The 10516-nt window shown below is 72.1% G+C and carries 7 protein-coding genes; 3 read left to right on the top strand and 4 right to left on the bottom strand.

The window, feature by feature from the left end; genetic code table 11:
• Window positions 1-172 precede the first annotated feature (172 nt).
• The 3 genes from NAG42_RS15975 to NAG42_RS15965 are packed head-to-tail and all read left to right on the top strand — an operon-like array spanning window position 173 to window position 4214.
• Window positions 173-1003, top strand: coding sequence for a hypothetical protein (locus NAG42_RS15975; RefSeq protein ID WP_250031073.1), 831 nt, complete (start codon window positions 173-175; stop codon window positions 1001-1003).
• A complete protein-coding gene (locus NAG42_RS15970) occupies window positions 1000-1899 on the top strand; it encodes a hypothetical protein (protein WP_250031072.1) in 900 nt (299 codons plus the stop codon). The genes NAG42_RS15975 and NAG42_RS15970 overlap by 4 nt, the downstream gene beginning before the upstream one ends.
• Window positions 1896-4214 carry a BREX system ATP-binding domain-containing protein gene (locus NAG42_RS15965; protein ID WP_250031071.1) on the top strand — a complete coding sequence of 773 codons (2319 nt, stop codon included), beginning with the start codon at window positions 1896-1898 and terminating at the stop codon, window positions 4212-4214. The genes NAG42_RS15970 and NAG42_RS15965 overlap by 4 nt, the downstream gene beginning before the upstream one ends.
• Before the next feature lie 4 nt (window positions 4215-4218).
• Here the strand turns inward: NAG42_RS15965 and NAG42_RS15960 are convergent, their stop codons facing one another.
• From NAG42_RS15960 to NAG42_RS15945, 4 genes are read right to left on the bottom strand one after another with little or no spacing between them, the layout of a single operon-like run.
• Entirely contained in the window at window positions 4219-5409 is a 1191-nt protein-coding gene (locus tag NAG42_RS15960) for a cation:proton antiporter (RefSeq protein WP_250031070.1), read from the bottom strand.
• On the bottom strand, window positions 5406-6473 hold the full coding sequence (locus NAG42_RS15955; protein ID WP_250031069.1) for a hypothetical protein: 1068 nt from the start codon (window positions 6471-6473) through the stop codon (window positions 5406-5408). The genes NAG42_RS15960 and NAG42_RS15955 overlap by 4 nt, the downstream gene beginning before the upstream one ends.
• Complete coding sequence (gene fxsT / locus NAG42_RS15950) at window positions 6470-10246, bottom strand: FxSxx-COOH system tetratricopeptide repeat protein (RefSeq protein ID WP_250031068.1); 3777 nt, start codon at window positions 10244-10246, stop codon at window positions 6470-6472. Before fxsT ends, NAG42_RS15955 begins: the two co-directional genes overlap by 4 nt.
• Window positions 10243-10473, bottom strand: a complete 231-nt coding sequence (locus tag NAG42_RS15945; protein WP_250031067.1) for a hypothetical protein — start codon at window positions 10471-10473, stop codon at window positions 10243-10245. The genes fxsT and NAG42_RS15945 overlap by 4 nt, the downstream gene beginning before the upstream one ends.
• Window positions 10474-10516: the final 43 nt, after the last annotated feature.

Here is a 10516-nt window from a genome sequence, read left to right as displayed (position 1 = left end):
TCCACCCCGGTGAGCCGCATCACCCGTCTCAGCCTGCACAGATGTCACTCCGGCGGGTCCGGCCGAGCGGGAAGGGCGAAGTGGAGAGTCGGGTGTACGACACCAGGTGTCCGGCGAGGTTGTCCACAGGGCGTCACCGTGTTCGCGCACGGGCCCGATACAGTGCCTGGCTATGACTTCACCCCGTCGCGCGATCACCGTCGTGACCGGGGTTCTGCTGGGCGCGGTGGTGATGCTGCCCGCGGCCGCCCCGGCCTGGGCCGACGACGGTGACCGGGTCTTCTGCCTGGGCCAGCAGCGCTCCCGGCTCGTCGACACCGCCGTCATGCTCGGGCTCGTCGACCGGGTGGCCGACCCGGCGGGGGGCGTCCACCCCCGATCGGCCCCAGCCGGCACCGCGCTGACCCTCGAGAGGTGGCGCTCCGAGGAGGGCGACGACTTCGATCAGGCCTGCCAGGCCCTGATCGCGACGGTCCAGCTCGAGAAATCCGGCCGGGCTCCCGGCCCGAGCATGCTGACCACCGTGCTGACCCTGCTCGTCCCGCTGGTGGCCGGATCGTTGTTGACCTGGCTGATCGGCTTGCAGATGGCGGTCTTCAACGGCCGGCAGACTCTCGCCGCGTCGTTGCGGGCGTCCGCCCGGTTGCTGCGCAACGAGGCCGAGTCGCTGGTGGCGGCGTTGACCGACCCCCGCGGTGGCACCGTCCCGCCGACCGATCGCCTGTGGCGGGCCCGGGCCGACCTGGTCATGCAGCTCGAACAGGTGAAGGCTCTGCGGGCCGGCTGGGACGCACCCAGGAGAGTGGCGGAGAAGTTGTACGACAAGTCGTTCCTGGACAGCTTCGCGGTGGGCCGGTTCCGCGGCAGCGACGAGGGCCGGGCCACGGCCGAGGGCGACGCCATGACGACTGTCGAAAACCTCGCGCAGGAGGTGGAGAGGGTGTCGCTCGCGCTGCAACGGCCGTTCCGCCGGCATCCCGAGATGCGGGAGAGCCGGCCGTGATCAACCCGATGGACATCCCGGCCCTGCGCAGCGGCATGGCCAAGCAGCCGCTCAACCCGGTGGAGAAGCCCGAACTGATGGAGTTGTTCGTCGACATCGACGAGTCCCGGGCGGCCTTCGAGCAGTTCCAGCGCGACTTCGCCGACCCGCGATGGCTGGATCACGGTGCGATCGTGGTCGCCGCCGGTCGCGAGCAGACCGGCAAGACGGCCCTGCTCTACCGCTGCGCCCGCTGGCTGACCCAGCACCTCGGCGCTCCGGGCCAGCAGGTCAAGGTGCTCGACTGCACCCGGGTCGAGCTGACCGCGGTGACCTCGATCGACGCCCGCATGCAGGAGGTCTGCACCTACCTCAAGGACGAGCTGTTCAGCGCGGGCATCGTCATCGACGAGCGGCTGCTCGCCGCCGAGTCGCCCCGCAGCCTGATACCGCGCCTGTCCAAAGCGGTGACCCCCGACGTGGTGCTGGTGATCGTCCTTCCGTCGAGCGACGACCTGGTCGCCGAGATTACGACGTATGCGGGATTGGTCCCCAAAAGAGTCATGTTGCTGACCGAGACCCCGTATCTCGAAAATCCGGACGACGCCCGGGTGCTCGTCGAGAGGTCGCGGGCGGTGTCGTCGGTCCTGGGGCTGGGCCTGTTGAAAGGGGCCGACGGTGATTTGTTCTACCACAAGCGCCGCCTGCTCCATCCGGATGACGCCGATGTGCCGGCGCCGGCCGACGGAACCCTCGAAAGAATCATCAAAGCCCGTGACACCACCATCGGTGACCTGCAGAAGCTAATCTGGGAGGTCTACGACGACCTGCGCCGTCGGAACGACGCCGTCCCCGAGGTGACCTACGACCACATCACCGACTATTACTTCAGAGTTGCGCATGGGGGCAGGAAATGACCGATCCACAGGTGGCGGCGACCCCGGCCGGTGAGATCAATCCGTTCCCCTCGTCGGCCGTGGCCCAGGTCGCGCAGATCGGCGCCGACACGGTGACCATCCCGACCGACGCCATCCGGCAGGCGACGGCCGAGCTGAAGGACTACCTCGCCAATACGGCCACCCCGGCCGGGTCGTTCGGGCGCGGGCGGGTCGTGGCGATCGTCGGTGATTACGGCAGCGGCAAGAGCCACCTGGCGTTCCATCTGCTCAGCGAGGCGCGGGCCGAGGGCGGCCGCAACGTCCAAGGGGTCTATCTCAGTTCCCCGCCGACCAATTTCATCGATCTCTACCGCGATTTCGCGCGCAATCTCTATGAGAACAAAGCGGCCGTTGTCGAGGACCGCGTCCGGCAGATGTACGCCGAAGTCGTCGCCGATTCCCTCGCCAACTCGCCGGTGCACGAGCCGGTCCGGCAAAGGTTGCTCGACGCCGAATCCGACCCCAAGGAGCTGGTCCGCGAAAATCGCTGGGCCGAGAGCATTTTCCTTTCCCAGGTGCAGGAGCGGCTGGCCGGGATCACCGACAACCGGGCCTTCATCACCGCGCTGACGCTGCTCATGCGTGACGGGTTCAGCGACGCTGTGTGGGAGTGGTTCCAGGGCAACGAGCCCGGCGCCGCGCTGCGCGACCGGGGCATCGTCCAGCGCATCACCGCCCACGAGGGCACGGCGCTCGAGGCGATGGGGGTCTTCGCCCTGTTGATCGCGCACGGCCGCAACCGGTTCGTGGTGGTGATCGACGAGGTCGACCAGCTGTTGTCCGCGGCCAGCCTGCCGACCGACGAACTGCTGAGCGCGCTCAAGAAACTGCTCACCGTCTTCGCCGACGCCGGGGCCTTCCTCGTGCTGGCCGGGCTGCCCGACTTCCTCAACACGCTGCGGCAGGATGTGCGCGAGCGGATCGGCAACCAGGTCCACATGACCGCGCTGACCGCCGACGACGTGGTCGAATACATCAAACAACGTCAGGAGCGGGCGCTCGGCGAGCGACGGCTGCAGCCGTTCACCGAGGACACGGTCCGCTACATCGTCGAGGTCGCCAACGGCATGCCCCGGCACATCGTGGCCCTGTGTTACTTCCTCTACCGCCGGTCGTTCGACGAGGGCGTCCCGGTCAACGACGCCATGGTCCGCACCGTCGCCCGCGAGAACCTCTACGTGCGCAGCACGGACTCCATGCACGCGGAGGTCCGGCGGGTGCTCACCTCGCGGGGCCTGACGTATTACCGGGACCGCTATGTCGGGGCCACCCAGGTGGCCTATTACGTGCCGCTGGGCGAGATCTCCGAGGGGCGCGTCTTCGCCGCCGTGCTGCTGGTGACCCGGACGCTCCTGGACGACTCGCAGTTCGACGACCTGCTCGAGCGGATCGCCGGGCTCAAGGCCGAGGGCGACCACGAGGTGCTGCTGGTCGTCGTCGGGCTCGTGCCCGAGCGATACCAGGGCCGGCTGCGCGACGCGCTCGGCCGCGACCCGCTGGCCTACGACAGCCGCCGGTTCATCGAGCAGCTGGAGGCCGAGCTCAAGGCGATGGAACGCGGCTTCGAGCGCCTCGCCGACCGCGATCCGGTGGTCACGCTGCTGGCCCGGGTCGATCGGATGGGTCAGCAGCTGGCCAACACCCAGGGACTCATCCTGCGGATGGCGTCCCATCTGGACACCGTCGCGTCCACCTCGGAGCAGCGGGTCTCCGAGCTGGCCCGCCAGCTGGGCGAGGTGATCGAGGGCAGCGCCCGCGGCGAGCGCCTGACCACGCCGGGGCTGCCGGGTTCGCCCGCGGCGCTGCCGGCCGAGGTGGCCGGGGCGTTCAACGAGGTGCTCGGGCTGCTCGACGTGCCCCGGCGGGTCACCCACGTCTTCGACCTGGCCTTCCGTAACACCGAGGACTCGGTGTCGGCCCGGCGGCTGCTGCGCATGACGCTGCGGCACGAGAAGGCGCAGACCGCCGCCGGCGTCTCGGTGCTGTTGCAGGAGCTGACCGAGTCCTACCGTTCGGCGGTCACCGAGTGGTATCGCGATCTGACCGACCCCCCGGCCGAGGACGACATGCAGCGCCTTAAGGAGATCGGCCAGACGTTCACCCTGTTGCTCGACTACCTGCCGACCCGCCACATCGAGCCGCTGGCCGATTTCTCCCCGGCCGGTGAGGACGAGCGGGCCGACGCCCTGGGCGAGGATCTGCGCGCCCGCCGGGTGCTGCAGACCAGCGACGCCCTGGAGGCGCTCTCCGGCCGGGTCGAGATGCTGCTGCCGGCGAGCATGTCCGAGCAGTGACGCGTCAGGCGGCCTGGCCGGCGCCGTTGCCCGCCTGCCGGGACTGTGCCGGGTTGCCGCGCAGGGCCGCCTGATCGCCGCGCGCGGGCCCCTCGGCGCCCTGCCGCCGGGCCCGCAGGCCGTTGAAGACCAGGTGCAGCACGTTGATCGTGAGGATCGCGGGCGCGACGATCCCCACCGTGCCCGGGAAGGGCTCGTCGAGGAAGAGCGCGAGGATGACCGCCGTGATGCCGCTCTGCTGCCCGAGGGCCAGATCGAGCCGGTCCCGGCGGGATCGGCGCACCGAGGCCAGCGAGCCCACCACGTATTGAGCGCCGAAGGCGGCCGCGCCGAGCAGAACGCCCCCGAGCGGGTCGATGCCGCCGACCAGCAGCAGGCCCAGGGCGAACGTGCCCAGGTGGAAGGCCCCCTCGGCACCCCAGCGCAGCAGTGAGCCCATCCGCGGCCGCAGGAACAGCGCGCCGACGGCCAGACCGAGCAGCAGGAACTCGGCCACCGCGACCGCGCCGGCCCCGAGCACCAGGGCGATCTGGACGCCGTTGCGGACCCGGCCGGCGGTGCTGTCCCGGTCCTCGTGCTTCGAGCCGATCGTGGTGAGCCACCACAGCGCTCCGGCCGCGGCCACGAAGACGAGGTTGCGCACCAGCGTCTCGCCGAGCTGCCCGAACCCGCCGGACAGGTCGGGCAACGTGCCGTTCGCGGCGATGGCCGACGCCGCCCACGACGTGAACAGCACCGTCAGTACCACGGTGATCGGGTCGTCGAAGGAGGCCCAGGCGCCGAGGATGGTCCGCGCCCGGGCGGACATGTCGGAGCGCCGCCCCATGGCCGCGAAGGACAGCGGGTCGATCTGGGCGACGGCGACACCGAGGATCAGGTATTGCGGCTCCCGGTAGGCCGCGTACATGACCGCGGCGATCAGGGCCGCCTTGAGCAGCACCCCGACTGTGACGACGAGCAGTACCGTGCGCCAGTGCCGGCGGGCTTCGGTCCGGTCGATGTCCTGCACCGAGGCGAACAGGCCGATGGCCAGCAGGATGGTGACCGCGCGCAGATACGTCTCCGGCGAATCGGTGACGTGCAGGTCGAACAACGCCGCCGTGGCCCAGCCGACCCCGGCGACTCCCAGGAAGGCCGCCATCCGCAGCAGCGGCCTCCGCCAGGGACCCGGCCCGGAGCCGGTCACCGGCGTCACGTCCCCAGATCCCGGGCCAGTTCGGCGATCTGCTGCTCGGCGGAGGCGATCTCGTCCTGGTCGAGGGACACCCCGACCAGGTACGTCGAGGGGTCGAGCCGGTGGAAGAAGACCGCTCCGCGCTCGACGTCGAGCGCGACGTGCCGCACCGACGGCCCGATCGCCGGCTCGGCCGACAGGGTGAGGTCGTTGAGGTAGCGGCCGATCCGCACGCCGAAGTGGGCGTAGAACCGGCGCCGGTCGTCGACGGTCTGATCGCCGTACAGGAATCGGGCCAGCTCGGGGTGGTGCATGACGTCGACCGAGGCGATCTCCTCGCCCTGCCGGTAGACCGCGACGTAGTGCAGCCGGCGGCAGTCGACGTGGGCCAGGCAGACCTCGGCCACCCGGCTGTCGCGTGCCTCGACGCGGGGCGGGACCGGCTCACCGCCGGCCGAGCAGTCGACCGCGGCCGGTGCGTCGCCGGCCTCGGCCCGGGCCAGCCAGCCGCCGTAGTCGAGGGGACGCTGGCCCAGGTGCCGGCGCAGCTGGTTGGTGAGGCCGGCGGTCACGCCGTCGACCCGCCGGGCGGTGTCGAACGGGGGACTGCCGTCCGGGCCGGGCTCGAGCAGGGAGACCGCCGACAGGTGCCGGCCGGCCGACACCTCGGTGCAGTAGGCGGCCCCGCCATCGGCGACCAGGAAGATCCGGATCAGCCGGCCGGTGCGCGCGCCGGACAGCTCGTCGTCGAGCCGCACCATGTTGTCGGCCAGGCTGCGGCTGAGGCGGGCGATGGACGCCTCCCGCACCCGGTCGGCCTCGGGCAGGGTGTTGAGGGTGTAGTCGGGAGCCGCGTACGTGAACTGGCTGACGTAGTGGAGTTCCGGCGTGCTCGCCACGACGGCGGAGACCAGCTCGATCGCGTCGTCGTCGGCCCCGGTGACGTGGACGCCGTTGGCCAGGCGGCGGGCGGTCTCGACCCGCTGCCGGGCCAGCACCCGGCGCCCGGTGTCCGGCAGGTCCTCGACCATGTCCCGCTCCTCCCGGCCCTCGGGTTCCCCCGGCGAGATCTGTCCCGGTGTCATGTCTTCGGCACTTCCACATCGACGTCGATCAGACCGATGAGCGGTTCACCACGCGCCGCGCACGCCCGCCAAGTATCGATGTTCATCAAGCTCGCGGCCAGTAGCCCGAGATACGGATGGTGCTGGGGGAGCACCTCGTCGGCCACCGCCGAGGCGTTGACCACCACCCGGTGGGCCTCGTCGCCCTCGTTGCGGCAGAGCAGGATGTTGGCCAGGTTGATCCGCCCGGCGATCTTCCACGGGTGGACGGCCGGGAAACGCTCGTCGAGCGCCTCCAGCGCGCCGGTCACCTGCGACTTGGCCTCGTCGAGGCGCCCGGCCCGGCGCAGCAGCGCGGCGAGGTTGATCCGGCAGAGTGCGGTGAACGGGTGGGACGCCCCGAGCCGGTGGCGGTAGACGTCGAGGGCCTCCTCGGCCACGTCGACCGCGTCGGCGAGATCACCACCCTGATAGGCCAGGTCGGTCGCGAGACTCATCCGGGCCGCTTGGGTCTCGATCGCCTGCGGGCCCAGCACCTGCTCGAGCACGGTGACCGCCTTGCCGATCACCGTCCGGGAGTGGCCGGCCGCGCGCCGGCCGCCGGACCCGGCGGCCATCCGGCGCAGCGTCACCCCCTCGCCGACGATGGCCCGCAGGGTCAGCGGATCCTCGGCGCCGAGAATCCGGCCGAGGTGCTCGGCGGCCGCCCGGAACCGGCCCCGGGCGTCGTCCAGGCGGCCGAGCTCGCGCAGATAGACGCCCAGGTCGACACACGACCACCAGGTCAGGAAGTGGTCCTCGCCGAGCAGCCGCAGGCGGCGCTCGAACACCTCCTGCTCGCGGACCGCGGCGTCCTCCTGCCGCCCGTCGAGGTAGTTGGACAGCGCCAGGTTGTGCAGGGCGGCCAGGGTCTGCTGGTGGTCGGGGCCGAGCCGGGTCTTGAACGTGCGGTAGACGGTCACGTCCTCGGCCCGGGCCTCGGCGAACAGGCCCAGACCGCGCAGGTCGCCGGCCAGGCCGCGGCGGCTGTAGGAAGTGCGCAGGTGCGTCGTGCCGAGCAGCCGCTGGAGCGTGGCCAGGGTCTCGGCGTCGGCCCCGAGCGAGTCGGTGTAGCGGCCGAGCTGGCGCAGCAGGTCGGCGTGGTGGATGGCCAGACGGGAGCTGAGCCGGTCGGGGCCCGAGCGTTGCCACCGGGCCAGCACGTCCTCGGCCGTCCGGGCCGCGTCGGCCCAGGCCTCCGGGTCGGGGTCGGTCGACGCGTACGCGAAATGCAGGACCACCCACCGGCGCACCGTCGCCGACGAGGTCTCGATCAGCGCCCCCGAGGGCGCGGCGTGCCCGGCGAGCTCGCCGAGCAGCTCCCAGCCCTCCCGCACGACGTAGAGGGCGTCGCTGGGAACGCAGGCGGCCAGGGCGTCGAGCGTCCGGGCGCGGACCTGCTCGGCCTCGTCCTCGCTCATCAGCGCCCGGACCGTCCGCTGCAGGCCGCGATGCATGATCAGGCGCGGGGAGCGGCCCCAGTCGACGGTGAACAGCGCCGTCCGGGACCCGGCGGCGAACGTGTACTCGATCTCGGCCGTGTCCTCGGCCAGGCTGTCCGCCGCGTCGCCGGCCAGCTCGATCAGCCGGTCGAGCACGGCCGTGCCGCGCAGCAGGGCCAGCGACACGCCGTCCGGCGACAGGAAGGCGCACATCCGGGCCAGCGTGGCCACCAGGCGGCCCTCGCCGGTGCGGTCGAGCAGGTCGAACAGGAGCCGTCCGACGTCGGCCAGGCGGTCCGTGCCCGGCGTCGCGGCGCCGATCGTCCGCACGAACTCCTCGACGGTTTCGGTCGCCTCCTCGGACGAGGGCAGCACCGCGTCCCCGAGCGAGCCGGCCGCGACACCGAGATAGCCGGCGGTCAGGCGCAGCGTCAGGGGCGCGGTGCCGACCGCTCGGACCACCGGCCGCAGGTCGGCGAAGTCGAAGCCGGGGAGCTGGGCCGCGAGGGTCTCGACGGCCTCGTCCTCGGTCAGCGGGCCGACGTCGATCACGGTGCCGGCGGCGCCGCGGGGCGCGTCGCCGGCCAGGGTGACGATGACGTGGCCGGAATCGGGCGGCGGCAGCAGGTCGGCCATCCCGGCCAGGTCGTCCACCCCGTCGTAGATCAACAGGTACGGCTTCTTGTCGTCCCGCAGCAGCTGAAGCGCGGCCGCGGCCTCGTCACCGTTGGCGTCCACCCCCAGCTCGCGGCCGAGCCGCCGCAGGCCGGCCCGGGCGGCCTGGCGGCTGTGGGCGGGCACGAACCAGACGATGTCGTAGCCGTAGGCGAAGCGGTGCGCGAACGCCTTGGCCAGCTCGGTGCGGCCCACGTCGGGGTCGCCGTGCAGCAGCACCCGGGCCGCCGCGGCCGGGGGCAGGGCGTCCCGCAGGGATTCGAGCAGGGCCGGACGGTCGACGAGATCGGGGTCCAGCGGCGGCACACCGGCGCGTTCCGGCCGGCCGGCCGGGAATCGGCCGCCGGGGACCGGGCGGGACTCGGTGTCGTCGGATCCGGCGAACGCGGCGACCAGCCGGCGCCGGGCGTCGGGGGCCGGGCCACCGGCGACCCGGATCACCCGCAGGCCCTCGGGTGCCGGCCCGAGCTGGTCGCCCGCCTCCAGCAGGACGGTCTCGTGCTGGTCGGGCCCGTCGTCGCCGAGGGCGCCGGCCGAGCGCCGGGACCACACCACCAGCCGCGTCGTGGGGTCGCCCACCGCCGGCTCGCCGAGGCGCTGGAGCGCCGCCCGGATCCCCACCGCGCCCAGGTGAGCCCGCGCCCAGTCGGCCCACGGGCGGTCCGCCGGGTGATAGCGGATCGCGACCGTCTCCTCGGCGGCGTCATGGCGGCCGGGCGCTCCCATGCGGTGCGCGTAGACCTGCCGGACCAGGCGTGGCACGGCCGGCAGCCGGTCGACGACGCCCCCGGTCACGGCGGCGGCCAGCCGGGCGTACGCCTCGAGGAGCGACTTGCGGTCGGAGACCTCGTAGGCCAGCGGGACCAGCGCGTGCTCCAGCGAATAGAGCGGGATCGGGACCTGCACCAGGGCGTCGGCCCCGATCCTGGTCCGGGCCGCCTTGAGGGCGCGCAGCAGGTAGCTGCGCATCTCCTCGTCGTTCTCGTGGGCGCGGGCCGGATCGCTGTCGTCGAAGAAGCCGGGCACCGAGATGATCCGGTTGCGGACCGCGGTGTTGCGGGCGATCTCGACCGCGAGCGACGCGGCCGCCTCGAACGACTCCCGCTCGGGCTGGAAGCAGACCACCACGCTGTCGGCGAACAAGCCGTCGCGGGCCGCGGTGACCGCACTCTCCGACGGCGGCCCGTCGAGCAGGATGAAGTCGTAGCCGGCGTCCGAGAGGGACGGTCGCAACTCGAGGAACTCGGCCACGTCGGCCCCGGACGACGGCCGGGAGTCGGCGGTGGCGTCGTGCCGGACGACGTCGAGGCGCGCACCGGCGCCGGGCCCGCCGCTCGCGTAACGCCGCAGCCGGGGCGCCGCCCGGCCGGTCGCCCGGCCCACCAACATGGTCTCGCCGATCACGCCGGCCAGGTCGGCGCCGAGATATCCGGTGACCGCCCCCTCCTCGACGAAGAACGGGCGGAGATATTCGTGGACGGCCGAACCGCGCGGGTCCCAGTCGAGCACGAGCACGTCGTGACCGGCCGAGGCGATGAGCCAGGCCAGGTTGGACACCAGGCTGGTGCGCCCGCTGTGCGGGGCGGGGGACACGAACGACACGATGGCCGGCCGGGCGGCTGAAGGTGGTTGAGTCATCTCGTCTCGCCGGCGCATCCTCGGTGATCGGCGGGCGTCCCGGCCTCGCGGCGGTGGTGGACGACCGCGTTCTGAAATCCCGTGTACTCGGGCAGGCCGGAGCCCACCTCGTCGATCAGCCGCCGCAGTGACCTCAGCACGAGCGGGGACGGGAGCCCGGCACTGACCCGCAGGCTGCCACGCTCCACATCGAGAAGGTCCGAGACGAGTCGTTCTTCTTCCTGCATCCACCCGCCCCGTCGTGCTCGTGGCCATCATCACGGCAGCTAA

The sequence above is a fragment of the Paractinoplanes maris genome (genome assembly GCF_023544465.1).
Lineage (GTDB): Bacteria > Actinomycetota > Actinomycetes > Mycobacteriales > Micromonosporaceae > Actinoplanes > Actinoplanes maris.
This window is presented reverse-complemented; position numbering and strand designations above follow the sequence as displayed.